This window comes from bacterium (assembly GCA_040754625.1).
Lineage (GTDB): Bacteria > JACRDZ01 > JAQUKH01 > JAQUKH01 > JAQUKH01 > JAQUKH01.
Map to the genome: position 1 here is coordinate 14,036 of JBFMCF010000018.1, position 25,069 is coordinate 39,104.

20 protein-coding genes, 6 tRNA genes, 1 rRNA gene and 1 pseudogene are annotated in these 25,069 nt (G+C 39.7%); all 28 read right to left on the reverse strand.

The genetic code is table 11. The features are described 5' to 3' along the window. Positions 1 to 73: 73 nt before the first annotated feature. Positions 74 to 1,636, reverse strand: a 16S ribosomal RNA gene (locus AB1498_01120). Positions 1,637 to 1,916: 280 nt separating this feature from the next. Further along, positions 1,917 to 4,235: an endopeptidase La gene (gene lon, locus AB1498_01125; GenBank protein MEW6086898.1), complete on the reverse strand. Its 2,319-nt coding sequence runs from the start codon at positions 4,233 to 4,235 to the stop codon at positions 1,917 to 1,919. A 27-nt stretch (positions 4,236 to 4,262) separates the two neighbouring features. Next, positions 4,263 to 5,519: an ATP-dependent Clp protease ATP-binding subunit ClpX gene (gene clpX / locus AB1498_01130; protein ID MEW6086899.1), complete on the reverse strand. Its 1,257-nt coding sequence runs from the start codon at positions 5,517 to 5,519 to the stop codon at positions 4,263 to 4,265. Positions 5,520 to 5,559: 40 nt separating this feature from the next. Beyond that, positions 5,560 to 6,144, reverse strand: coding sequence for an ATP-dependent Clp endopeptidase proteolytic subunit ClpP (gene clpP / locus AB1498_01135; GenBank protein MEW6086900.1), 585 nt, complete (start codon positions 6,142 to 6,144; stop codon positions 5,560 to 5,562). Beyond that, positions 6,141 to 7,424 carry a trigger factor gene (gene tig / locus AB1498_01140; protein MEW6086901.1) on the reverse strand — a complete coding sequence of 428 codons (1,284 nt, stop codon included), beginning with the start codon at positions 7,422 to 7,424 and terminating at the stop codon, positions 6,141 to 6,143. Before tig ends, clpP begins: the two co-directional genes overlap by 4 nt. Positions 7,425 to 7,541: 117 nt before the next feature. Next, positions 7,542 to 7,629, reverse strand: a tRNA-Leu gene (locus AB1498_01145). 122 nt (positions 7,630 to 7,751) lie between these two features. Then, entirely contained in the window at positions 7,752 to 8,387 is a 636-nt protein-coding gene (gene lepB, locus AB1498_01150) for a signal peptidase I (GenBank protein MEW6086902.1), read from the reverse strand. Between the two features lie 147 nt (positions 8,388 to 8,534). Then, positions 8,535 to 8,610: transfer RNA gene (locus tag AB1498_01155), tRNA-Lys, on the reverse strand. Positions 8,611 to 8,714: 104 nt separating this feature from the next. After that, a tRNA-Arg gene (locus AB1498_01160) sits at positions 8,715 to 8,791 on the reverse strand. 110 nt (positions 8,792 to 8,901) lie between these two features. Continuing rightward, a tRNA-Arg gene (locus tag AB1498_01165) sits at positions 8,902 to 8,978 on the reverse strand. Positions 8,979 to 9,088: 110 nt separating this feature from the next. Continuing rightward, positions 9,089 to 9,164 (reverse strand) — tRNA-Gly (locus AB1498_01170). 80 nt (positions 9,165 to 9,244) lie between these two features. After that, a complete protein-coding gene (gene rnc, locus AB1498_01175) occupies positions 9,245 to 9,937 on the reverse strand; it encodes a ribonuclease III (GenBank protein MEW6086903.1) in 693 nt (230 codons plus the stop codon). A 128-nt stretch (positions 9,938 to 10,065) separates the two neighbouring features. Then, complete coding sequence (gene fabF, locus AB1498_01180; GenBank protein MEW6086904.1) at positions 10,066 to 11,310, reverse strand: beta-ketoacyl-ACP synthase II; 1,245 nt, start codon at positions 11,308 to 11,310, stop codon at positions 10,066 to 10,068. Positions 11,311 to 11,557: 247 nt separating this feature from the next. Next, positions 11,558 to 11,791, reverse strand: a complete 234-nt coding sequence (gene acpP / locus AB1498_01185; GenBank protein ID MEW6086905.1) for an acyl carrier protein — start codon at positions 11,789 to 11,791, stop codon at positions 11,558 to 11,560. Positions 11,792 to 12,031: 240 nt separating this feature from the next. Then, on the reverse strand, positions 12,032 to 12,772 hold the full coding sequence (gene fabG / locus AB1498_01190) for a 3-oxoacyl-[acyl-carrier-protein] reductase (GenBank protein ID MEW6086906.1): 741 nt from the start codon (positions 12,770 to 12,772) through the stop codon (positions 12,032 to 12,034). After that, positions 12,763 to 13,698 (reverse strand): ACP S-malonyltransferase, encoded by a 936-nt coding sequence (gene fabD, locus AB1498_01195; protein MEW6086907.1) that lies wholly within the window; start codon positions 13,696 to 13,698, stop codon positions 12,763 to 12,765. The genes fabG and fabD overlap by 10 nt, the downstream gene beginning before the upstream one ends. Then, positions 13,691 to 14,638 carry an enoyl-[acyl-carrier-protein] reductase FabK gene (gene fabK, locus AB1498_01200; protein MEW6086908.1) on the reverse strand — a complete coding sequence of 316 codons (948 nt, stop codon included), beginning with the start codon at positions 14,636 to 14,638 and terminating at the stop codon, positions 13,691 to 13,693. The genes fabD and fabK overlap by 8 nt, the downstream gene beginning before the upstream one ends. 76 nt (positions 14,639 to 14,714) lie before the next feature. Next, positions 14,715 to 15,707: a beta-ketoacyl-ACP synthase III gene (locus AB1498_01205; GenBank protein MEW6086909.1), complete on the reverse strand. Its 993-nt coding sequence runs from the start codon at positions 15,705 to 15,707 to the stop codon at positions 14,715 to 14,717. Between the two features lies 1 nt (position 15,708). After that, a pseudogene (plsX, locus tag AB1498_01210) lies at positions 15,709 to 16,704 on the reverse strand (phosphate acyltransferase PlsX). A gap of 75 nt (positions 16,705 to 16,779) precedes the next feature. Continuing rightward, positions 16,780 to 16,959 (reverse strand): 50S ribosomal protein L32, encoded by a 180-nt coding sequence (gene rpmF / locus AB1498_01215; protein MEW6086910.1) that lies wholly within the window; start codon positions 16,957 to 16,959, stop codon positions 16,780 to 16,782. A 42-nt stretch (positions 16,960 to 17,001) separates the two neighbouring features. Next, complete coding sequence (locus AB1498_01220) at positions 17,002 to 17,526, reverse strand: DUF177 domain-containing protein (protein ID MEW6086911.1); 525 nt, start codon at positions 17,524 to 17,526, stop codon at positions 17,002 to 17,004. 13 nt (positions 17,527 to 17,539) lie between these two features. Beyond that, the gene (gene gltA / locus AB1498_01225; GenBank protein MEW6086912.1) at positions 17,540 to 18,925 is read right to left on the reverse strand and encodes an NADPH-dependent glutamate synthase; all 1,386 of its coding nucleotides are present in this window, start codon (positions 18,923 to 18,925) and stop codon (positions 17,540 to 17,542) included. A 76-nt stretch (positions 18,926 to 19,001) separates the two neighbouring features. Beyond that, complete coding sequence (locus AB1498_01230) at positions 19,002 to 19,868, reverse strand: sulfide/dihydroorotate dehydrogenase-like FAD/NAD-binding protein (protein MEW6086913.1); 867 nt, start codon at positions 19,866 to 19,868, stop codon at positions 19,002 to 19,004. Between the two features lie 80 nt (positions 19,869 to 19,948). Further along, the gene (ndk, locus tag AB1498_01235) at positions 19,949 to 20,362 is read right to left on the reverse strand and encodes a nucleoside-diphosphate kinase (GenBank protein ID MEW6086914.1); all 414 of its coding nucleotides are present in this window, start codon (positions 20,360 to 20,362) and stop codon (positions 19,949 to 19,951) included. 122 nt (positions 20,363 to 20,484) lie between these two features. Then, positions 20,485 to 20,561: transfer RNA gene (locus AB1498_01240), tRNA-Ile, on the reverse strand. 165 nt (positions 20,562 to 20,726) lie between these two features. Next, on the reverse strand, positions 20,727 to 22,466 hold the full coding sequence (rpoD, locus tag AB1498_01245; protein ID MEW6086915.1) for an RNA polymerase sigma factor RpoD: 1,740 nt from the start codon (positions 22,464 to 22,466) through the stop codon (positions 20,727 to 20,729). Between the two features lie 15 nt (positions 22,467 to 22,481). Next, positions 22,482 to 24,248 (reverse strand): DNA primase, encoded by a 1,767-nt coding sequence (gene dnaG / locus AB1498_01250; protein ID MEW6086916.1) that lies wholly within the window; start codon positions 24,246 to 24,248, stop codon positions 22,482 to 22,484. Positions 24,249 to 24,328: 80 nt separating this feature from the next. Beyond that, positions 24,329 to 25,066, reverse strand: a complete 738-nt coding sequence (truA, locus tag AB1498_01255) for a tRNA pseudouridine(38-40) synthase TruA (GenBank protein ID MEW6086917.1) — start codon at positions 25,064 to 25,066, stop codon at positions 24,329 to 24,331. Between the last annotated feature and the right edge of the window lie 3 nt (positions 25,067 to 25,069).

A 25,069-nucleotide genomic window follows, 5' to 3' on the forward strand; every position in this document is an offset into this window, starting at 1 on the left:
AAACTGAATAGAGGCAAGCCTTACCAGTCCTTAATAGGTCTATTCTGGTTTCCCAGAACTTAGTTCTCCTTAGAAAGGAGGTGATCCAGCCGCACCTTCCGATACGGCTACCTTGTTACGACTTCACCCCAATCACTGGCCATACCTTAGACGTCTCCTCCCTTGCGGTTAGAATAACGTTTTTGGGTACAACAAGCTTTCGTGGTGTGACGGGCGGTGTGTACAAGGCCCGGGAACGTATTCACCGCTACCTGCTGATTAGCGATTACTAGCGATTCCAACTTCATGGAGGCGAGTTACAGCCTCCAATCCGAACTGAGACCGGTTTTTTGGGATTGGCTACATCTTGCGATTTGGCTACCCTTTGTACCGGCCATTGTAGCACGTGTGTGGCCCTGGGTATAAAGGCCATGAGGACTTGACGTCATCCCCACCTTCCTCCGACTTATCGTCGGCAGTCTCTTTAAAGTGCCCAGCATTACCTGATGGCAATTAAAGATAAGGGTTGCGCTCGTTGCGGGACTTAACCCAACATCTCACGACACGAGCTGACGACAGCCATGCAGCACCTGTTATAGTGTCCATTGCTGGAGGTTCTATATTTCTATAAAATTTCACTACAATGTCAAACCCAGGTAAGGTTCTTCGCGTAGCATCGAATTAAACCACATGCTCCACCGCTTGTGCGGGCCCCCGTCAATTCCTTTGAGTTTCACTCTTGCGAGCGTACTCCCCAGGCGGAACACTTAATGCGTTAGCTTCGGCACATCCCGATAACTCGGGATACACCTAGTGTTCACCGTTTACGGCCAGGACTACCGGGGTATCTAATCCCGTTTGCTCCCCTGGCTTTCGCGCCTCAGTGTCAGTAATAGTCCAGAAAGTCGCCTTCGCCACCGGTGTTCTTCCCAATATCTACGCATTTCACCGCTACACTGGGAATTCCACTTTCCTCTCCTATACTCTAGTTAGATAGTTTCACCTGCCGATCGCAAGTTAAGCTTGCGGATTAAACAAGTGACTTACCTGACCACCTGCGCGCCCTTTACGCCCAATAATTCCGGACAACGCTAGCTCCCTACGTCTTACCGCGGCTGCTGGCACGTAGTTAGCCGGAGCTTCCTCCTGCAATACAGTCATTCTTCCGGATTATTTACCCGGAAGAGATTCTTCTTGCACGACAAAGGTTTACAACCCGAAGGCCTTCATCCCTCACGCGGCGTTGCTCCGTCAGGCTTGCGCCCATTGCGGAAAATTCCCCACTGCTGCCTCCCGTAGGAGTCTGGACCGTTTCTCAGTTCCAGTGTGGCCGAACATCCTCTCAGACCGGCTACCCATCTTTGCCTTGGTAGGCCATTACCCTGCCAACTAGCTAATAGGATATGAACCCCTCTTCAAGTGATAGTTTGCAAGCATTGACCATCTTTTCCCGCTTTTCCGAAAATCGAAAATGTGGGCTTATCCGGTATTAGCCCCGCTTTCGCGGGGTTGTCCCAATCTTGAAGGCAGGTTATTCATATATTACTCACCCGTTTGCTACTTTACTCATGGAGTTGCCCCCACTTTCTCGTTCAACTTGCATGTGTTATGCACGCCGCCAGCGTTAGTCCTGAGCCAGGATCAAACTCTCCATAAAATGAAATTTGAAATTGACTTAATAAGGCTCACAACTCTATTCAGTTTTCAAAGAACAAAAACTATATCTAAAAATAAAAATAGCATCGAAAGATGCCATTATTGCTATTTTTCCTAAACTCAACTTATTTTTAACTAAGCTTTCGAGCTAGGGCAATTTCTTCTCCTTTTCGACATCATCTACAGAAAAAATTGTTCTCTTTTACCAAAGTGAAAATATTATACATTCAAAAAAAAAGAATGTCAAGAAAAAAAATTATTATTTTTTTCGCAATTAAAAGTCATTTAAAAACTATTGCAAAGACCTCTTCCATGCTTTCAACTAAATTAACTTTCAAATCTTCTAAAACGTTTTTGGGTATATCTATAATGTCCTTGCTGTTTTGTTTTGGAATAATAACCTCCTTTATTCCCACTCTATGCGCGGCTAAAATTTTTTCTTTCAAACCGCCAATAGGAAGCACCTTGCCTCTCAAAGTTATTTCTCCTGTCATGGCAACATCTTTTCTAACCGGTTTTTCTGACAAAGCAGAGGCAATTGAGACAGCCATTGTTATGCCTGCTGACGGGCCGTCTTTCGGTATAGCGCCTTCCGGGACATGTACATGTATATCATATTTCTGAAAGACTTCATCATTTATATTTAGTTTTTTTGCACACGACCGGATATAACTTAACGCGGTTTGCGCTGACTCCTGCATAACATCACCCAGTTTCCCCGTCAGAGTCAGCTTCCCTTTTCCTTTCATTATAGCCGTCTCTGTGGCCAGGATCTCACCTCCGACCTCAGTCCATGCCAGGCCTGTAGATACGCCAACTTCGTCTTTTTTTTCTTTTTCCATATGAAGAAATTTAAACGGCCCAAGAAACCCATCAAGGTTTTTCTCATTAACTTTAACCTGTTTTTTCCCGTTTCCGCTGACTACATCTTTCGCAACTTTCCGGCATATAGTCGCGAGTTCCCGCTCCAGGTTCCGGACACCGGCCTCCCGGGTATAATGCCTTATTATTAACTTAATCACATTATTTTCCAAAATTAAATTCTCTTCTTTTAAACCGTGCATAACTAATTGTTTTGGAAATAAAAATTTCTCTGCGATTTTTATTTTTTCCTCTTCTGTATATCCCGGAATTTCTATAATTTCCATCCTGTCGCGAAGAGGGATAGGAATAGCAGGGATAACATTTGCCGTTGTAACAAACATAACTTTACTTAAATCAAAATCCACTTCAAGGTAATGGTCATTAAAAGCGCTGTTAATTTCCGGGTCCAGCACTTCAAGCATCGCAGCGGAGGGGTCTCCCCGGAAATCCATACTCATTTTATCGATTTCATCCAAAAGAAAAACCGGGTTTTTTGACTTTGCCCGCTTGATACATTGAATAATCCTGCCCGGCATGGCTCCGATATATGTTCTTCTATGCCCCCGTATTTCCGCTTCGTCTCTCACACCGCCCAAGGATATACGAACAAACTCTCTTCCCATGGAACGTGCGATTGACCTGGCTAATGAAGTCTTTCCCACACCCGGAGGCCCCACAAAACACAAAATAGGGCCTTTCATCTTTTCCACAAGTTTTCGCACAGCTAAAAATTCCAAAATTCTTTCTTTGGGTTTTTCCAACCCATAATGGTCTTCATTTAATATTTTTTCCGCTTCGTTAATATCAAGTTTATCTTTGGTTTCATGCGCCCATGGGAGAGAAATAAGCCAATCCAGGTAATTACGGATAACTGTGCTTTCGGCAGCCATGGGAGGCATTTTTTCAAGACGTTTTAATTCCTTTAATGCCTTTTCATTAACATCTTTTGGCATATTTGCAGATGCAATCTTTTCATGGAACTCCTCAATTTCAATCAATCTTTCATCTTCCTGCCCCAGTTCTTTCTGGATTGCTTTTAGCTGTTCGGTAAGATAATATTCCCGTTGTGTTTTTTCCATCCGGTTCTTTATCTGCCCGCGAATTTTCTTTTCGATATTGAGGATTTCAATTTCACTTTCCAAAAATGTTGATATTGCCTGCAGCGCATTCTTGACATTATCCATTTCCAAAATTTTCTGTTTATCTTCAATCTTTAAAATAATATGAGCGGAAATAACATCAACCAGTTTATCCGGTTCTTCAATATTTGATACTGAATTTACTATTTCCGACGGTAACTTACGATTAAGTTTTACATATTCCTCAAATTGGTCGATACAGCTTCTCATCAAGGCTTCAACATCAGTAGTTTTTTCTATACCGGTTTTTATTTCCTCCCCATTTACCTGGAAAAAATTATTATTATTCAAATATTCTAAAATCCTTATCCTGCTTAAACCTTCTATCAAAACCTTTACGGAACCATCCGGCATTTTTAAAAACTGCAATATCTCTGAGACTACCCCTATACTGTAAATGTCCTCTTTTTCCGGCTGGTCTATCTTGGAATTTTTCTGGGCACACAAAACAATCTTCTTGTCGGAATTCATGGCATATTCCAATGCTCTTATAGACTTGTCCCTGCCTACAAATAAAGGTACAACCATATAAGGGAAAACAACTATATCGCGTAAAGGCAAAACTGGAATACCCTTAATCTGCTCCAATTGTTTCATTTTACTCCTATGTTAAAAGTTCAAAACTCAAGCTGTGCCAAATCCTTTTTTATTTTCAAGAACAATTACCGGGTCTCTTTTTTCCCGGACAACTTCTTCAGTAATAATACATTCCTTTATATCATTACGGGAGGGCAATTCATACATAATATTCAGCATTAAATCTTCTATTATAGCCCTGAGTCCTCTTGCCCCTGTGTTTCTTTTTATCGCTTCATCTGCAATTGTCCGCAATGCTTCCTCTGTAAATTTTAATTTAACCCCTTCCATTTCAAAAAATTTCTGATATTGTTTTACAAGGGCATTTTTGGGTTCAACTAAAATTTTTATCAATATAGATTTGTCCAATTCTTCCAGTGCAGCCATAACCGGCAACCGCCCGATAAATTCAGGGATAAACCCGTATTTTAAAAGGTCTTCCGGTTGAATTTCTGATAAAAAGTTATTCATCTTTTTTACCGACTTGCGTTTTATTTCGGCTCCAAATCCTATGTTCTTTTTTCCAATACGGGTTTCAATAATTTTATCTAAACCAATAAACGCACCGCCGCATATAAAAAGCACATCTTTGGTATCCACCTGGACAAATTCCTGGTGAGGATGTTTTCTGCCGCCCTGGGGAGGAATATTCGCCACCACACCCTCCAATATTTTCAGAAGCGCCTGCTGGACCCCTTCTCCCGAAACGTCCCTGGTTATGGAGACATTTTCACCTGTTTTCTTTGCAATTTTATCAATCTCATCAATATAAACAATACCTTTTTCCGCCCTGGTTACATCATAATTGGCATTTTGTAAAAGTTTCAGAATTATATTCTCAACATCTTCACCTACATAGCCGGCTTCAGTTAAAGTAGTGGCATCTACAATCGCAAATGGAACATTCAACAGCCTGGCTAATGTCTGGGCTAAAAGGGTTTTTCCAGAACCTGTCGGGCCTATTAATAAAATATTACTTTTTTGGAGCTCAACTCCGCCTTTTGCTGTATTAACCCCGATACGTTTATAATGATTATGAACTGCTACTGACATAATTTTTTTTGCGCGTTCCTGGCCGATTACATATTGGTCCAGGATGGCTTTTATTTCAGCAGGTTTAGGGATAGATTTTTCTTTTTCTTTACTTTCTGTCTCATCCCAGTCGTCAGCTATAATTTCACTGCAAAGCTTAATACATTCATCACAAATATATACAGACGGGCCAGCTACTAATTTTTTTATTTCTGTCTGGCTTTTCCCGCAGAAAGAACAAACAAGAGATGTTTTTTCCGTAATGTTTTGCATATCTCTCCAATAAGAAAACCGCTTGAACGGTTTAAACAGGTTAAACTTTCTTTTTTATTACCGAATCAATTATATGATATTCCGCAGCTTGTTCCGCTGACATAAAAAAATCACGGTCTGTATCCTTTCGTATTTTATCCAGAGACTGGCCGGTATGTTCAACAAGTATTTCATTTAATTTTTCTCTCATCCGTAAAATTTCTTTAGCCTGGATATCAATATCTGTGGCCTGTCCCTGGACACCGCCTAACGGCTGATGAATCATAATCCTCGCATTAGGGAGAGCAAACCGCTTGCCATTTTTACCAGCGGCTAAAAGAAGAGCACCCATACTTGCCGCTTGTCCCATGCATATTGTAGAAACATCAGGCTTAATATACTGCATTGTATCGTAAATAGCCAATCCCGCAGTAACTACTCCACCAGGACAATTTATATATAGATGTATATCCTTATCCGGGTCTTCTGCTTCCAAAAAAAGCAGTTGGGCAATTATTAAATTAGAAATATCGTCTTCAATCGGCATACCTATAAAAATTATCCTGTCTTTTAAGAGCCTTGAATATATATCATACGCCCGTTCTCCCCTGCTTGATTGTTCAACAACCATAGGAATTAGACTCATTTGTTAACCTCCTCTTCCTTAATTTCAGCTTTTGAAATAACAAAATCTAATGCTTTTTCTTCTTTGATATCTTCTTCAATTACCGGCAGCAAATTTTTTTCCTTAAACATATCTTTTATCTCATTCACATTCTTTCTTAATGCCTGCGCTATTTTTCTTATTTCTTCATCTATTTCCAAAGGCGATACGGCAATATTTTCCCTGGCCGCTATTTCTCTTAAAACTAAAGAGGCTTTAACTTGAGTTTTAGCATTTTCCCTATACGTGTTTCTTAAGTTTTGTATATTATCTGTGTTTTTCAGTTCAATTCCCTTGTAACGCAAATTTGCTTCGGTTTCCCGGAGAATATCATCTATTTTCTTTTCAATTAAAAACTCCGGCGGATCAAATTGATTGTTTAACGCCAATTGTTTTCTCGCCTCTTTTTTTAAATTAATATTAGATATTTTTTCTTTAGTCTCTGTTAACTCTCTTTGAATATTAATTTTTAACTCTTCCAAATTTTTCAAATTACCGCACTTTTCCGCAAGGACATCATTAATTTCCGGCAATTTTTCCTCTCTGATATCATTTACCTTTATTTTAAAAAGGACCTCCTGGCCTTTTAACTTCTTATCGGCATAATCATCCGGAAACATTGCCAAAATTTCTTTCTCGTCTCCTATATTACTTCCAATAAGTTTATTTTCAACCTCAGGGAAAAACTCTTTACTGCCTATACGCAAAGTAAATCCTTTTGAAGATCCTCCTTTAATAGGATTGTTTTTATGAAAAGCCGTAAAATCTATTACAGCAATATCTCCATCTTTAATTCCCCTGCCGGAGACTGGAACAAATTCTGCATGTCTTTTTTGTAAATTTTTCAAAACTTCATCAATTTCTCCTTCAGAAATTTTACTGGCATTTTTTTGCAGTTTTAGGTTTGAATAATTCTTAATATCCAATACAGGTATAATTTCAACTGTAATTTCATAATCCAAAGACCCGTCTTCATTAAAAATTACGTCTTTAACTTCCGGACTGCCGACAAAATTCCAATTTTGTTCTTTTAAAATTTTTTCTGACGTTTCATAAATTAAATTTTGGGTCAGCCTGCCGTCAATTACATCTTTAAACCTTTGTTTTAATATTTCCAAAGGTATTTTTCCTCTCCTAAAACCATCTATACGGGCTTCTTGTCTGATATGATTAATTATAGAATTTCGCTCTCTCAACACATGGTCTTTATCAATATTAATTTTAATTTGCTTTTTGCTTTCTGATAAATCTGTTATTTGCAAAGTGCATCTCCTTATATAAATATTGAAAATAGATAATCGAAATTTGACCGCAATCTCGAATCTCAAATCTCGATTCTCAATTGCTCTGATTTTTGTCCGCTCAGGCGGACAAAAATCTGGTGCCGAGGGCGGGAGTTGAACCCGCATCCGCCTTAGGCGGACTAGATCCTAAGTCTAGCGCGTCTGCCAGTTCCGCCACCTCGGCGATAACAATAAAAATTCAAAAGTCAAAAGTCAAAATGTAAAATTCATGTATCACTTTGTGATCTTATTAAAATGCGAAGCATCCCTCAATTTTAACTTTTTCATTTTAAATTTTGAATTATTTTAAAGTGTGTTCCACCTGGTCAGCGGCCAATAAACAAAAACAGCTTTTCCCCTTATATTTTCAATTGGGACCGGACCAAACATTCTGCTGTCATAACTCTTATCGCGGTTATCACCCATAACAAAAAGGTTACCCTCCGGAACCGTATACGGCCCAAAATTATCTCTTGCCGAAAAATCTCCGGGTTGAATTTCTGACTCCGCACAAAACTTGTATGGTTCACTTAATATCCTGCCGTTAATAAAAACCTTTTTGTCCTTAATTTCAATAGTTTCACCTTCCAAGGCAATCACTCTTTTTATAAAATCTTTTTTTCCGCTTGATATTGGAGGAGTCAAAACAACAACGTCTCCTCTCCGGGGGTTTCTTACTTTGGGAAAATGATAAATAGTCGGAATACGTTTATCCAAAAATATCTCAACATCAATAATTGTTGCTGGTATCTTTACCCCGTAGATAAATTTATTAACAAAAACACGGTCACTTTGTATCAATGTTTCTTCCATGGACCCCCCATAAATATAGGTTGCCTCCACTAAGGTAGTTTTTATAAGAAGCGCTAAAATCAACGCGATTAAAAGCGACTGCCCGTATTCTTTTGCTTTTTCCTTTATTTTTTGTTTATCAAATTTCATATTATAAGACCTCCTGATTTCAATTAAATTGTAATTTGTACGAAAATCGAGAATCGAAAATAGATCACAATCGAGATTTTTTAATCTAATTTCTATTTTCGATTCTCGATTGCTCTGATTTTTGTCCGCCTGGGGCGGGCAAAAATCTGGTGGGCCGTGCAGGAATCGAACCAGCAACCCCCTGATTAAGAGTCAGATGCTCTACCAATTGAGCTAACGGCCCATGTATATGAAAATAGAAAATCGAGATTTGATCGCAATCGAGATTTTATTAATCTAATTTCAATTTTCGATTCTCGATTGCTCTGTCCCGATACTTATCGGGACTGGTGCGCCTAGGAGGAATCGAACCTCCAGCCCACGGATTAGAAATCCGTTGCTCTATCCAATTGAGCTATAGGCGCCTGTTAGAAAATCGAGAATCGAAAATAGAAAATAGACAAATCCAAAGAAATTCCTCAATCTAATCTCGATTTTCTATTTTCGATTGCTCTGTCCCGATACTTATCGGGACTGGTGTGCCTGAGTGGAGTCGAACCACCGGCCTACGGCTTCGGAGGCCGTCGCTCTATCCAACTGAGCTACAGGCACTCAAATAGAAAATCGAGAATCGAAAATAGACTGCAAGCGGAAATTCTATTTTTCTCTATTTTCAAATCTCGATTTTCGATTGCTCTATTTTTGTGCGAAGCGCAAAAATTTGGAGCGGGAAACGGGATTTGAACCCGCGACATCTACCTTGGCAAGGTAGCGCTCTACCAACTGAGCTATTCCCGCTTAAATTTAAACACTATATTAAAAATGTGTTAAAAGATATTATCATAAATATTAAAACAAAGCAAGTATGTCAAAACCTACTATTTAAATTTCTCTAAAGCCATTTGGGCGGCCAATTGTTCAGCTTGTTTTTTACTCTTTCCCCGGCCCCTTCCGCAAACAATATTATCAATCAATAACTCTACATCAAAAATCTTTTCATGCTCAGGACCGATTTCATCAACAATCCTGTAAATAGGGATTTTTTTAAGTTTAACCTGTGTATATTCCTGTAGCTGGCTTTTATAGTCGGCAATATTGCTGGAAAACATTTCTGCCTCCATATGTGCGATTATAAATTTGTACGCCTCTTCTAATCCTGAATCTAGATACACAGCGCCAATGATAGCTTCAAATGTATTTGCCAAAATAGAATCTCTGTCTCTGCCGCCAGTAGATTCCTCCCCGCGCCCCAGAAGCAAATAACGGCCGATATTCAACTGCCTGGCGTTTTTAGATAACACGGGTTCGCTGACAATTCTTGCCCGAAGCTTAGAAAGATTCCCCTCGTTTGCCTGGGGAAATTTCTGATAAAGATATTCACTCGTAACTAAATTCAAAACTGCATCTCCCAAAAATTCCAGCTTCTCATTATATCCTGTATTATCTTTCTGTTCATGGGCATAAGAACTATGTATCAATGCTTGATTAAAAATATGTAAATTGTTTATTTTAATTTTTAATTTTTTAGCCAAACCCTGCAGATCTTTTACTCGCTCTTTTCCTAAATTCACCCCGCCCTTCACCTCAACTTTCATTAACTGAACATAATTTTCTAAAAATTTATCTCTCTTTTTACCCGCTAAAAATAATCTCAGGAAGGGCGGGGTTCACCCCCTGCCTTTCCTTCTTCAAACTTTTTTCACTGCATTGTAAACCTCTTCATTATAATGACTCCGTTTTGCCCCCCAAAACCAAAGGAATTTGACAAAACCACATTTACCTCTTTTTCCCGTGGTTTATTGGGGACATAATCCAAATCACATTCGGGATCGGGAAACTCATAATTTATTGTCGGAAGGACAACCTTTTTATCTAATATTAAAGCGCATATTACACCTTCAATCCCCCCGGCTGCCCCTAAAAGATGCCCTGTCATTGATTTTGTGGAACTTATACTAAGTTTGTGAGCATAATCTCCAAAGACCTTTTTAATTGCCAAAGTTTCACATTTATCGTTCAATTTTGTCGACGTCCCATGGGCATTGATATAATCAACATCAGTTGGTTTTAAATTCGCATCCAGCAACGCATTGTTCATGGCCCTTGCCGCACCGTCACCCGTTAAGTCAGGCGAAGTTATATGATATGCATCAAGGCTCATCCCATAACCTGCCATTTCCCCGTATATTTTGGCTTTCCTGCTGACAGCATGTTCTAATGTTTCCAGAACAATAACACCGGCACCTTCACTCATGACAAAACCATCGCGCTCATTATCAAAAGGCCTGCTTGCCCTTTGTGGATCATCATTACGGACCGATAAACTTCTTGCCGCACAAAATCCCGCTACACCCAGGGGAGTTAACGGAGACTCGCTTCCTCCTGCAATCATTACATCAGCTTCACCGCGCTGAATGATTTTATAGGCGTCACCAATTGCATGTGTTCCCGTTGCGCAAGCCGTAGCCAGAGTGGTGCTTGGGCCTTTAACTCCAAGAATTATAGCAGTCTGGCCTGTAACCATATTAACAATCATCATTGGTATAAGAAAAGGGCTTACTCTTCTGACTCCTGAATTCAATAATACTTTATGCTCTTCTTCCATCGCCCTCAAACCGCCGATCCCTGAACCAATGACCACCCCAATTCTATTAACATCTTCCTTTGACAAATCAAGTCCCGCATCTTCCACCGCCGAACAAGAGGCATAAATACCATACTGGCAAAATTCATCCATATGCCTGATATCTTTTTTTGTTAAAAATTTTGATGGATCAAAATCTTTAACTTCACCCGCGATTCTGGTCGGATAACCGGATGCGTCAAATCTTGTTAAAGGGCCAATCCCGCTTTTACCAGAAAATAAATTTTGCCAAAATTCATTTCTATTATTTCCCAAAGATGAAACGACGCCAATTCCTGTTATTACAACTCTTTTCTTCACTCAAAAACTCCTTTTTTCGGTAACATACAAAAATAAATGAGCAGCCGGGATATTTTTCCGGCTGCTCATCCTGAGCAAAGCGAAGGTTCCCTTGTCCATTTTTTAGGATCCTTCGTCACTTCGTTCCTCAGGATGAGGGGTCGCCTGCCTGCGGTAGGCAGGAAATTCCCCGACCCCTTAAATAAATAGGGTATAAGTATTAAGCTATTCTTATACCCTTCTTTATGTTAATTTGAATATATTTGCCCTATGACTTGTGGGCGTTAATATATTTAATTGCATCTCCAACATTAATTATTTTTTCAGCCTCTTCATCGGGTATCTCAATACCGAATTCATCTTCTAACGCCATTACTAATTCAACCGTATCCAGAGAATCCGCACCTAAATCCCCTACAAAAGAAGATTCTGGTTTTACTTCTGCTATATCTACTCCTAATTGTTCAGCAACAATTTTCTTAACTTTTTCGTCAATTGCCATTAAAAATTCACCTCCCTTTTCAATGAGCAGATGATTTATCCGCCTCAGGCGGATAAATCATAGTTGCGAAGCCCGTCTGCAAATCGAACCCCGCACCTTTTACTCATTTAAATTATTTTTATACTAAAAAACTTTTTAATCTATGTTCGTTTTTCCACACTTTTTAAATAATAAAAAGATGCGGGGTAAATTCGACCATACAACTTAGCTGTGCAATAGCTTGCTAAGTTGTGGTCTCATTTACATTGCCATTCCGCCATCCACCCGTATAACCTCTCCGGTTATATATCCGGCTTTTTCTGAAACTAAAAAAAGGATGGCCTGGGCCACATCTTCAACCTGGCCCAGCCTGCCAAGCGGAATCTGTTTCATTAAATTTTCTTTCACGTTATCAGGCAAGACCTTGGTCATTTCTGTAGCGATAAATCCCGGCGCAATCGCGTTTACAGTAATATTGCGGCTGGCTACTTCCCTCGCTACGGTCTTTGTGAAACCAATTATACCAGCCTTGCTTGCAGAATAATTAGCCTGGCCGGCGTTACCAATAAGCCCTACGATTGAAGCTATATTAACAATCCTGCCCCACCGTTCTTTAAGCATTGGACGAATAACGGCTTTCGTACAATTAAAAACACCCTTAAGGTTTATGTTTAAAACCCTGTCCCAATCCTCTTCCTTCATCTTCAAAAGAAGGCCGTCACGGGTAATACCCGCATTGTTGACAAGTATATCTATTTTACCATACTTGTCAAGGATTTTATTGGTAACGTCAGAAACTTCCGTAAAATTACTCACATCCATTTTATAAGCCGACGCACTTCCGCCCAATCCTTCAATTTCCTTAAGCATATTATCGGCATTTTCCTGGCTGATATCAACTACAACAACTTTTGCCCCGTTTTTTGCAAGTCCTAAAGAAATAGCCTTGCCTATTCCCTGCCCCCCTCCTGTAACAATGGAAACCCTGTCTTTTAGCCCCATAAACTCTCTCCTTTTTTTATTTCTTTCCATTTTTCATCCATACAAATTATTTTTGCACCTGGATTTATTCTCTTTAATAATCCTGCAAGGACATTTCCAAACCCAACCTCAACAAAATTAGTTATTCCGGCACTTAAAATATAATTTATTGAATCATCCCATAAAACCGGTGATTTCATTTGTAATGAAAGCATTTTTTTTATCTCGCGTGGATCAGTCAGCGGTTTACCTGTAACATTGCTTATTATCGGAATTTTTGGAATTGAAAATTCAATATTTTCCATATAATGAAAAAACTCCCCGGCTGTTTCATTCATCAGCGAGGAATGAAAAGGCCCTTTTGTATTGAGAAATATTATCTTTTTTATCCCTTTCTTTTTCAGCTCTTCGCCGGCAGATTCAACCGCCTTTGATTCACCGGAAATAACAACCTGCCCCGGCGCGTTATAATTAACCACTTCAACAACCCCCGTATTTTTAACGCCGGCACAAACTTCCCTGATAAGATTTTTATCTCCGCCTAAAACTGCGGCCATTTTCCCATATCCGGGAGGAAAGGCATTTTCCATAAGTTCAGCCCTTTTTTTAACTAAACGCAGCCCTTCTTCCCATGAAAAAATTCCTGCGGCCACACAGGCTGAATATTCACCCAAACTGTGCCCTGCCAGGATGTCTGCGTAAATGCCGTGCTCTTTCAATAACATAAGATAAGCCATGCTAACCATAAAAACTGCCGGTTGGGTGTTTTTTGTACGCGATAATTCTTCAATATCTCCAAAAAACATAATACTGGTTAAATCAAAATCCAGAATTTCATTGGATTTATCAAAAATGTCTCTCAATTTTGAGTCGGAGTCGTATAACTCCTTACCCATTCCAATTTTTTGTATTCCCTGCCCGGGAAAAATATAAGCCAATTTAATCAACAGTTACCCCTTTTAAATTATTAATTATTTCATCAGCTTCCCTCAATATTTTATGTATGACCTCCTCCACGGGTAAAATATCCTTTATCATTCCGGATATTTGCCCGGCCATTACCGAGCCTTCTTCCACATCTCCCAATCTCGCGGCGGCATGCAATTTGCCGATTCCTAACGCCTCTAACTCTTCCTTCGTCGCACCCTGGCTCTCCAGGTGTTCATAAATACGTGTAAGTTTATTTTTTAAAACCCGGACAGGATGACCTGTATTCCTCCCAGTGGCAATAGTATCACGGTCGTTTGCTTTTAAAATCGCCTGTTTAAAATTGTCATGAACGGTGCATTCATTGGTTGCAATAAATCTTGTCCCTATCTGGACCCCGCACGCCCCGAGACATAACGCGGCTGTCAACCCCCTGCCGTCCGCAATACCTCCCGCCGCGATTACGGGAACATCAACCGCGTCAACTACTTGCGGGACTAAAACCAAAGTGGTCGTCTCTCCGATATGCCCGCCTGATTCCGTCCCCTCGGCAATTACCCCGTCAACTCCCTGGCGTGCTACGCGTTTTGCCAAAAGGACAGATGAAATTACGGGTAAAACCTTAATTCCCGCACCTTTCAGCCAATCTAAATATTTACCGGGATTACCCGCCCCTGTCGTAAGCACAGGAACTTTTTCCTCTACAATTACATTTAAAATTTCTTCCGCATCCTTGCGCATTAAAATAATATTTACTCCATAAGGTTTATTGGTCAATGTTTTTATTTTTTTAATCTCTTCCCTCAACATATCGGGCGGCATAGAGCCGGATGCTATTATTCCCAACCCCCCGGCATTCGAAACCGCCGACGCAAGTGCCGCATCGGAGACCCATGCCATCCCCCCTTGAATTATAGGATATTCAATGCACAATAAATCGCATAGCTTTGTTTTTAACATAAAAAACTCCCATTTTGTTTATAATGTTTTAAAATTCATCCGCCTTAGGCGGATAACTTTCAACTTTATAAGTCACTTACCATTTCAGAATACAGCTCCCCCAAACCAGCCCGCCTCCAAAAGCCGCGAGTAAAACATTATCATCTTTTTTAACCCGCCCGCTTTTGACAGCCTCATCCAAAGCTATCGGAATAGAAGCGGCAGAAGTATTGCCGTATTTATCAAGATTAATAAAAAACTTCGTTATCGGTATATCAAGTCTTCCTGAGATGGCCTCGATAATCCTTATATTTGCCTGGTGCGGAATAACTAAATCTATATCTTGCGCTACCATGTGAGACTTTTTTAACACATTTCTGGCCGAACTAACAAGATGTTTCACAGCATGTTTGAAAACATCATTGCCTTTCATCTTTATAAACTGGAGCCTGTTTTCCAACAAATGCGCGTTTATCGGATTTCTCGACCCCCCGCCAGGTACCATTAAAAGCTCACTAGCCCTGCTGTCGGTCCCGAGATCGAAAGCCATTATTCCCTGGTTATCTTTTCCGTTCTTCAGAATGCACGCCCCTGCGCCGTCTCCAAAAAGGACACATGTATTCCTGTCTGTCCAATCGATGATACGTGAAAAAGTCTCCGCCCCCACAACTAAAACAGTTTTATAAAAACCGGATTTAATAAACTGTTCCCCGATTGTCAAGGCGTATAAAAATCCTGAACAAGCCGCACTGACATCAAAACAGGCACTCGAAAAAGCCTTCAATCCTTTCTGGATAAAACACGCGGTTGAAGGAAAAGGCATATCAGGAGTGGCCGTAGCCACAACAATCAGGTCAATCTCATCGGGACTGATATTAGCGGATTCCAAAGCCAAACGCCCGGCTTTTACAGCCAAATCAGAAGACGCTTCTTTCTGGTGAGCGATTCTTCGTTCACAAATTCCCGTCCTGGCCTTAATCCATTCATCGCTGGTATCAACTATTTTCTCCAGGTCTAAATTGTTTAATATCTGAGACGGCAGATATGACCCTGTCCCTATTATCTTTACTCCCATTATTTTTTCCTGTATCTTCTATAGCCAAAGAAAGATTTTCTTTTATATGATCGTTAACTCTTTGCTCAGAAAAATCCCTTGCAACACGCAGGGCATTCATTATTGCTTTTGAATTTGAGCTGCCATGGCAGATTATACAATCCCCGTCTATTCCTAAAAGAGGCGCGCCTCCATATTCGGAATAGTCCATCCGTTTTTTAAAATTGTTTAATGCGGGGCGGAGAAAAAGCACTCCGAGTTTAGATAAAAAGCCTTTTGTAAACTCCTGTTTCAAAAGGGTCAAAATCATTTCAGCCGCGCTTTCGCCGAATTTCAGGACCACATTCCCTATGAACCCGTCACAGACTACGACATCCGCTTTGCCGTTAACAATTTCCCTTCCTTCAACATTTCCGATGAAATTAAAAGGCCCTTTTTCAAAAAAAGCATAGGCTTCCTTGATTAATTCGTTTCCTTTTGAATCTTCTTCCCCCACGCTTAGAAGCCCGACCCTGGGATTATCTTTCTTAAGTATATAACGCGCGTAAACATCCCCCATTATGCCAAATTCCAATAAATTTCTCGCCCGGCAATCCACGTTTGCGCCGACATCTAAAAGTATTGAATGCCCTGACAATGTAGGCATAACTGTCGCTATCGCGGGCCTGCTTATGCCTTTCAGCCTGCCCAGTTCAAATAAACAGGCAGTCATAACCGCGCCAGTGCTTCCCGCGCTTACCACGGCATCCGCTTTTCCTTCTTTAACCAATTTAACAGCCACAACTATAGACGAATCCCTTTTCTTCCTGACCGCCATCGCGGGCAATTCATCCATAGCAATCACTTCCTTCGCATTTACTATTGCTAAAGGCAATCTATGGCTATTGCTGTACTTGCTTAGCTCATTTTTAATCAGATTTTCATCCCCGACAAGAACAATCTCCACTCCAAGCTGCGATGCCGCTTTGACAGCTCCTTCCACTTCTATATGCGGAGCATTATCCCCGCCCATGGCATCTAATGCTATCTTCATGATGACTCCGGTAGGGGCGAACCCATGTGTTCGCCCTTCTTAATTGTGCAGACAAGGAGGTCTGCCCCTGCAATTTTACAATTCTATTTTCATCTCTTCCTGTCCCGCGTAATACCCGCATGCAGGGCAAACCCTGTGCGGTAATTTTTTCTCATGGCACTGCGGGCATGTTGATAAATTAACCGCGGTTAATTTCTTATTTGTCCGCCGCAAATCACGGCGGGAAGATGAATGTCTTCTTGTTGGTAAAGCCATTTTGGTTTTCCTCCTTAAAAAAAATTTTTACAACTTTATAATTTATATTTTTTTAAACTTTTTCTTTATCTCTGCCAGCGCTTCCCACCTGCTGTCAATTTCCCCCTTAATACAATTACATTTTTTTATATTTAAATTTTCGCCGCAATGAGAGCAAATGCCTTTACATTCTGTTTTGCATAACGTTTGTATCGGAATTGCCAGAAGTAAATCTTCCCTGATATCTTTTTCCAGGTTGATCTCTTCATTTTTTATAAAAACCGTGCTTAATTCCTCTTCTTCAATTTCATCTCCTGCTATTTCTTCATCTTTCAACCGGTACTCCCTATTAAATTCAATTTTTGCTTTCTGAGGGAAAAAAGTTAAACACCGGTTGCAAATCAGGTCCCACTTCACATTAATTTCCCCAAAAGCCAAAAAACCAAAATCTTCTTTTTTAAAACGGACATTTACTTTAACTTCTTCCAGTTTTTGCAATTGTACATGTTCTAAATTTAATTCTGACGGGTTTTCTTTAAACTCGATATCCAGCCCCTCATCAGGAATATCGCTAATTTTTATTTTCACTTGATACCATCCCCTATCTTAAAAATTCATCAATGGCCCGGGCAGCAACTTTTCCCGCACCCATTGCCTTGATAACCGTTGCCGCGCCTGTCACGACATCACCGCCGGCGAATACACCCTGGATAGCGGTGGCCCCTTTTTCATCAGCGACAACGGTCCCTTTGCCGGTAATTTTCAGTGACGGTGTAGCCTGGAAAAGCAAAGGATTGGGGCTTTGCCCTATAGCCGAAACAACTGTGTCCATCTTCATTATAAATTCCGAACCCTTTACAGGGATGGGGCTCCTTCTTCCCGACGTGTCGGGTTCCCCTAATTCCATCCTGATACATTCCATTCCCTCAACCCACCCGCTGATGTTTCCCAAAATTTTAGTCGGGTAAGTTAAAATTTCAAATTCAACACCTTCTTCCCTGGCATGTTCAATTTCCTCGTGCCTTGCCGGCATCTCTTTTTCACCTCTGCGGTAAACGATAGAAACTTTTTTTGCTCCAAGCCTCAATGCCACTCTCGCCGAATCCATAGCTACATTTCCCGCGCCGATCACAGAAACATTTTCCCCTATGGAAACCGGGGTATCATATTCCGGGAAACGATAAGCCTTCATCAAATTCACCCTTGTTAAAAATTCATTCGCCGAGTAAACACCATTAAGATTCTCTCCCGGCACATGAAGGAAATGGGGCAATCCGGCGCCTGTCCCAAGAAAAACCGATTTATAATTATCTTTAAACAATTCATCAATGGTTAAAATTTTCCCGACAACCATATTCAACCTGAATTCCACACCCATTTTCTTAATATTTTCAACTTCTATATCCAAAATCCTTTTCGGAAGCCGAAACTCGGGTATCCCGTATCTTAAAACCCCTCCGGTATCATGCAATGATTCAAACACATGCACGGTATAACCCATTCGTATAAGGTCCGCGGCCGCTGTTAACCCGGCGGGCCCCGAACCAATTACAGCCACTTTTATTCTTCTGGATTTCGATATTTTAATATCATTGGCCTGCCCGTTTGATATTTCATGGTCAGCGGCAAACCGTTCCAGCCTGCCGATAGCCACAGGTTCATGTTTTTTGCCCAGCACACAATATTTTTCACATTGTGATTCCTGCGGACAGACCCTGCCGCAAATAGCAGGTAAATTATTCTTTTCTTTTATCTTGCTGATAGCGGATCCAAAATCTCCATCCTGGATAAACCTGATAAACGCAGGGATATCAACCTCTACGGGACATCCCGTCATGCATGTGGGTTTTTTACATTGAAGGCATCTCGATGCTTCTTCCTTTGCTTCCATTTCAGAATATCCCAAGGACACCTCATCAAAATTTTTTGCCCTGACTTTGGGTTCCTGTTCCGCAACTTTTGTTCTTTTTGTTTTTATTTCCGGCATCCTGTCGCTCCGCTCCATTACAAATCACAAAACGAAAAATGTAAATTTAAATTTTCCAGTTTGCAATTTTCATTTTTCATTTGTCTTTTACACATTCTCCGCATGTAGCTTCTTTATTTAACATGTCCCTGTATAATAAAAGAGATTCTCTTTCTTCTTTTAAAAACCTCCTCTGCCTTAAAGAAAGTTCATCAAAATCAACCGCCAGCCCGTCAAAATCAGGGCCATCAACACACGCAAATTTCACCTTGCCGCCGACTGTAACACGGCAACATCCGCACATTCCTGTTCCATCCACCATTATCGCGTTTAAACTCACTGTCGTTGGAATATTACACGGTTTTGTCACCTTGCAGACAGCTTTCATCATAGGCAGCGGGCCTATTGCGATTACTTTATCAATATGGACATTCTCTTTTAACAAATTGCTCAAAACATCTGTGACAAATCCATGCACCCCTTCAGTCCCGTCATCTGTAACAATGTGCAGTTCATCACTTACCGCTTTCATTTTATCCCGCCAGAAAAGAAGGTTACTGCTCCTTGACCCGATAATAGAAATAACCTTGTTTCCCGCCTCTTTCAATGCCCTTGCCTGCGGATAAACAGGGGCCGTGCCTATCCCGCCGCCCACACAAACAACTGTACCATATTTCTCAACATGAACAGGGACACCCAGCGGGCCTGCGAAATCAAGGACAAAATCCCCTTCTTTTAAGCCTGCCAATTTTTCCGTGGTTTTTCCTACCTCCTGAAAAATTGAGGTTATGGTGCCTTTTTTCGTGTCAAAATCAGCTATGGTTAAAGGAATCCTTTCCCCGTATTTATCAATACGGAGAATAAAAAACTGCCCTGCTTTGGCCTTTTTGCTTACTGCTTCGGCTTCTATAACAAGTAAGTGCTGTTTTGGTCCCAAATTCTTTTTTTCTAAAATTTTATACATTCTTTCACCTTTTAAAAATACATTAAAAAACCCACAACAACCTGTGGGCCACTATTGAATTATTAAATTAATGCGCCGTATTAAAACAATTCTTCTTCTTTAAAAAAATATCCCACTTCAAACTCAGCCGTTTCCGGTGAATCAGAACCATGAATAGCGTTACGTTCAATACTCTCGGCAAAATCTTTTCTAATGGTCCCGGCTTCCGCGTTTACCGGATTCGTAGCCCCTATTAATTTCCGCGCGTCTTTTACCGCATTGTCCTTTTTCACCGACAACACTAAAACCGGACCGGAAATCATAAACTCCACAAGGCTTTTAAAAAAGGGTTTCTCTTCATGGACATAATAAAAACCTTCGGCTTTTTTTCTGTCCATTTTAATAAATCTCGCGCCGCTTATTTCAAAGCCATTATTTTCGAATCTTTTGATAATTTCTCCCGTAAATTTTTTCCCGACAGCATCCGGTTTAACGATAATTAACGTGCGTTCCATAAGACGGGTTCCTTTCTTTAATTTTGAAATTCGATAATCGAAAATTGACCGAATCGAAAATCTGTATTAATCACTTCTCAACTGTCGATTTTCGATTCTCTGTCCCGATGTAACATCGGGACTGGTGGGCCCAGTAGGACTTGAACCTACGACCCGCTGATTATGAGTCAGCTGCTCTAACCAACTGAGCTATGGGCCCTTTTCACAATTAACAATTAACAATTGACAATTATCAATTTTCAATTGTCAATCAGCATAAATATAAACTGTTTGTTATACCAAAAAACTAATTTATCACAAAATACACGGCCTTTTCTGATCTCAAAATCTTTATTATACTAATTTTTTTTATTGAAAGCAACAATTATTCTAAAAATGCCCGGAGTTTTTTACTCCTGCTTGGATGGCGCAGTTTACGCAATGCCTTTGTTTCTATCTGTCTTACCCGTTCGCGGGTTACATTGAAAGCTGCTCCTACTTCTTCCAAAGTTCTCGGGTATCCGTCTCCAATACCAAAACGCAGCCTGAGGACTCTTTCCTCTTTTTCCGTTAAGGTGGATAATACACCTTTCATTTGTTCCTGGAGCATTAAAAATGTTGCCGCTCGCGCTGGTGAAACGGCTGATTTATCTTCTATAAAATCCCCAAGGTGGCTGTCATCTTCTTCTCCAATCGGTGTCTCAAGAGAAATTGGTTCCTGCGCTATACGCAAAATTTTCCTGACACGATCCAGCGGGAGTTTCATTATCTCCGCTATCTCCTCGGGCCTTGGTTCACGCCCGTATTCCTGGACTAACTGCCTTGATACACGGACGAGTTTATTGATCGCCTCAATCATATGGACCGGGATGCGAATGGTCCTTGCCTGGTCGGCAATCGCCCTCGTAATCGCCTGCCTGATCCACCACGTTGCATAAGTGCTGAATTTGTAACCCCGCTGATATTCAAATTTATCCACTGCCCTCATTAACCCAATATTGCCTTCCTGTATAAGATCGAGAAATTGCAGGCCGCGGTTAGTATATTTCTTTGCAATGCTTATAACTAATCTTAGATTTGATTCAACAAGTTTCATCTTTGCGTTATAAGCTTCTTTCTCGCCTTCCTTTATTTTTAAAACTAATTCTTTGAGAAGTTCTTTTGGATAACCTGTTTCTTCTTCAATTAGTTTTATCTTTTTTGAATTAGCATGGATATCTCTGACTCTCTTCTCAACTTCATCTAATGTTAAATTCGAATTCATCCTGGCTTTTATACTACTACTTAATTTTTTGAAACCGCGTTTTTTAACATCAAACAGTTCCAAAACATTTAATCCTGTTGACTGTTCTACTTTATGGATCTCATCTTCTGCTTTTCTGATTCTTGCAACCTGGCCTTTTATTCTTGAAACAATCTTTTTAAATTCCCGGTGGCTGAAGTTAATTTTTTTAACAAGCTCTATCAATTTTTGATAAGATTTATCCTTATCGGTCTGAATTGACTTTTTTTTCTTTACCTTTAACTTGCTCTTTTTTAATTTATTATTTAAAGATAAAAATATTTTTCTTTCCTTTATTATTTCCAGTAAAAGTTTTTTTACACGTTTTAATTCCTCTTTTTCCTCATTCGGGGTCAGGGTTTCCCGGACCCCGATATTTATCACATCTTCTATTTTAATTTGTTTTTCAGATAATTTTTTATATAAATTAACCGCTTCATCAAGCATAAAATTAGTCCCGATAACAAGATTCTCTACATGTTTTTCTCCAGATTCAATTGCTTTTGCCAGTTTAACTTCTCCCTCTCTTGTCAAAAGCGGGACCCTCCCCATAGCGCGTAGATACATCCTCACAGGGTCATCTATCTTCACACCTTTAGGGATGGACAAATCAATCAGGACCTCTTCATGCGGCATTTTTTCTTCCGCATGTTCAATCCCGACACCGGAAACCACATTTATATTCATTTTTTTGAGTTTAATAAGAAATTCATCAATCTGGTCAGGATGAATTACTTCTTCCGGTAAAAAATCATTTAATTCATTATATGTAATATAACCTCTTTCTTTGCCTAAATTTATCAATTCTTTTGTAACTTCCAATTCCATTAGGTCTTTTTTCACTTTTCTTCCCTCCTTTTACGAAGTAATCAATTTCTGACGAATTGTATTCTTTAATTCCTGGTATTTTTTCAATAAATCTTTTACACAGCTATCATCATTTTTTTCCTGATAAAATTTTATTTCGGACGACAGCATTTTAAGTTTGTCCTGCACCGTGTTAATTTTAATTTTTTTTATATAATCCATAAGAAACTTTTTCTCATCTTCATGATAATCAACTTCTTCACAGACCAATTCGGAAAAAACACTTTGTATCTCTTTCTCGCCCTGGTATTGATTCAAAATATGGTTTATATCAATATCTTTACCGTCAGAATAAGAATTCACAAGTGTTTTATAAAGACGCCCGCATATTATATCTTTAAAATTTTCACCGGACAACTCTTCTTTTGTCATCGAAATAAGATTTGGTTTTTTTATTAAAAGCTGTATTAATCTCTTCTCAATATTTTTATTCTTATTTTCAATATGTATTTTTTTTGATAAAGTGTTATTTCCCCGTTTTCCTTCCCTTAATTCCCGCAAGGTTAAAAGGACAATATCCTCTTTAAGGTAGAGCTTATCGGCAATTTTTTTAATATAATTATCTTTTTCAATTGGATTTGATGAGTTATAAATAATATCTGCCAATGCCTCTATGACCCTGGTCTTACCGGAAATTGTCCTGATATCATTTTTCTTCAAAGATTGATTAAAATAAAAATCGAAAAAATCAAACGCTGAATCCCGCAGTTTTAAAAAGGCATCCTTCTTCTTTGAAAGAAGAAAAATGTCAGGGTCCTTGTTGTCCGGCAGGCAAAGAACTTTTACATCAATACCCTCTTTTTTTACTAATTCCATTCCTCTCAATGCCGCTGACTGTCCGGCTGTATCCGGGTCATATACAAAATATATCCGCTCGCACAACCGGCTTAACTGGCGAATTTGGCCGGCGGTCAAAGCCGTTCCAAGCGTTGCAACAGTATTTTCCATCCCTGCAATCTGCATCCGGATAAGATCAAAATATCCTTCGACTATAAACACACTACCTTCACTGCGGATATTTTCCTTTGCAAAATTTAGTCCGTATAAAATTTCACCTTTATGATATATTCTAGTATCTGGTGAATTCAGATACTTAGGAAGGCTGGCATCCAGAACGCGCCCGCCAAAACCTACGACCCTGTTTTTGGTATCAAATATCGGAAAAATAATCCTGTTTCTAAACTTGGGATAATCACCGCTTTCACCTTTTACCAAAAGGCCTGCCGACAACATTTCACCGGGCGAAAATCCCCTGCTCAAAAAATCGTCTTTTATTTTTAAGGAAGAATATCCCAGTTTGTATCTGGAAGCGATCCTCCCATTTATTTCCCTGCCTTTTAAATATCGCCTCGCATCAGCCGCCTCTTCTGAATGAAGCAGATTTTTATGATAATATTCACTTGCCTCATTCATTAATTTCAACAACCTTTTTCTTTCCTTTTCCGCGGTATCTTGTCCTTCTTTATAAGAAATTTCAATTCCTGACCGTTCTGCAAGTAGTTTTAAAGCATCCGGAAATTCAATGTTTTCTATTTTCATCAAAAAGCTAAAAACGTTCCCTCCCATACCGCATCCAAAACAATGGAATATCTGCTTCTGTGTATTTACAATGAATGACGGGGTCTTTTCTGCATGAAAAGGACATAGTGCCTTAAAATTAGCACCGCTGTGCTTCAATGAGACATATTCTGAAATGACATCGGCAATATCATTCCGTTCCCTGATTTTATCAATTATCTCTTCTGACACAAAAGGCATAATAAAAAACTCCATAAATGACATGATAAAATTGTTATATATGCCAAATTTTTAAACACGTCAATCGAATTCCGTATATATCAATAATAGACTTTTACAAGATACAGTCCATCCGCAGGGAGTAAAGTCCATTTTTCTTTCATTGGAATATTTGATTTTAGCGCCTTTTTTATAATATCAGGGTTAAATCTCCCTCTTCCCACCTCAAGCAATATCCCGCCAATTTGCCTAATCATTCCTCTTAAAAAACTCTCTCCTGAAAAATTTAAAATAATCTTATCCTGTTTGGCAATAATACCCAATTTATATAAATTTCTGACTGTATTTATTTTTTCCCTTCTCTTGTCAGTTAATGAAAATTTTTTAAAATTGCGGCTCCCGGTAAAAAGGCGCGCTGCTTCCCGCATAATATTTATATCCAGATTATAAGGACAATAAAAAACTAATCCTTTTTCAAAAACCGAATATTTTTTAGAAATAACATACTGGTAGTCCTTTTTTTTTGCTGAAAACCGGCTGTGAAACTCAAAAGGTGCATCTTTTACTTTTAACACCCGGATGTCACCCGGTAATAAAGCATTTAAAGCCTTTTTTAGCCCTTCGTTTGGAATCGATCTTTTTGTAAAAAAATTAACCACCTGTGCTTTTGCATGAACTCCCGCGTCTGTCCGTCCAGCTGCTATTAAACCGGGCTTTTCTTTAAGTATTTCTTCCAATCTATCCGATAAAACACCTTCTATTGTTAAAAATCCCGGTTGTTTTGCCCAACCGCGGTAATTAATACCGCAATATTCCAGGGTCATTTTGATATTACGCATTTT

What these genes read in the sequence shown, in the direction of transcription:
- lon (MEW6086898.1), bottom strand. Translation starts at nt 4,235, where the DNA reads ATGAAACAATTGGAGCAGATTAAGGGTATTCCAGTTTTGCCTTTACGC.
- clpX (MEW6086899.1), bottom strand. Translation starts at nt 5,519, where the DNA reads ATGCAAAACATTACGGAAAAAACATCTCTTGTTTGTTCTTTCTGCGGG.
- clpP (MEW6086900.1), bottom strand. Translation starts at nt 6,144, where the DNA reads ATGAGTCTAATTCCTATGGTTGTTGAACAATCAAGCAGGGGAGAACGG.
- lepB (MEW6086902.1), bottom strand. Translation starts at nt 8,387, where the DNA reads ATGAAATTTGATAAACAAAAAATAAAGGAAAAAGCAAAAGAATACGGG.
- acpP (MEW6086905.1), bottom strand. Translation starts at nt 11,791, where the DNA reads ATGGCAATTGACGAAAAAGTTAAGAAAATTGTTGCTGAACAATTAGGA.
- fabG (MEW6086906.1), bottom strand. Translation starts at nt 12,772, where the DNA reads ATGGGGCTAAAAGACAGGGTTTCCATTGTTACAGGAGGGGGGCAGGGA.
- fabK (MEW6086908.1), bottom strand. Translation starts at nt 14,638, where the DNA reads ATGTTAAAAACAAAGCTATGCGATTTATTGTGCATTGAATATCCTATA.
- rpmF (MEW6086910.1), bottom strand. Translation starts at nt 16,959, where the DNA reads ATGGCTTTACCAACAAGAAGACATTCATCTTCCCGCCGTGATTTGCGG.
- gltA (MEW6086912.1), bottom strand. Translation starts at nt 18,925, where the DNA reads ATGCCGGAAATAAAAACAAAAAGAACAAAAGTTGCGGAACAGGAACCC.
- AB1498_01230 (MEW6086913.1), bottom strand. Translation starts at nt 19,868, where the DNA reads ATGTATAAAATTTTAGAAAAAAAGAATTTGGGACCAAAACAGCACTTA.
- ndk (MEW6086914.1), bottom strand. Translation starts at nt 20,362, where the DNA reads ATGGAACGCACGTTAATTATCGTTAAACCGGATGCTGTCGGGAAAAAA.
- dnaG (MEW6086916.1), bottom strand. Translation starts at nt 24,248, where the DNA reads ATGCCTTTTGTGTCAGAAGAGATAATTGATAAAATCAGGGAACGGAAT.
- truA (MEW6086917.1), bottom strand. Translation starts at nt 25,066, where the DNA reads ATGCGTAATATCAAAATGACCCTGGAATATTGCGGTATTAATTACCGC.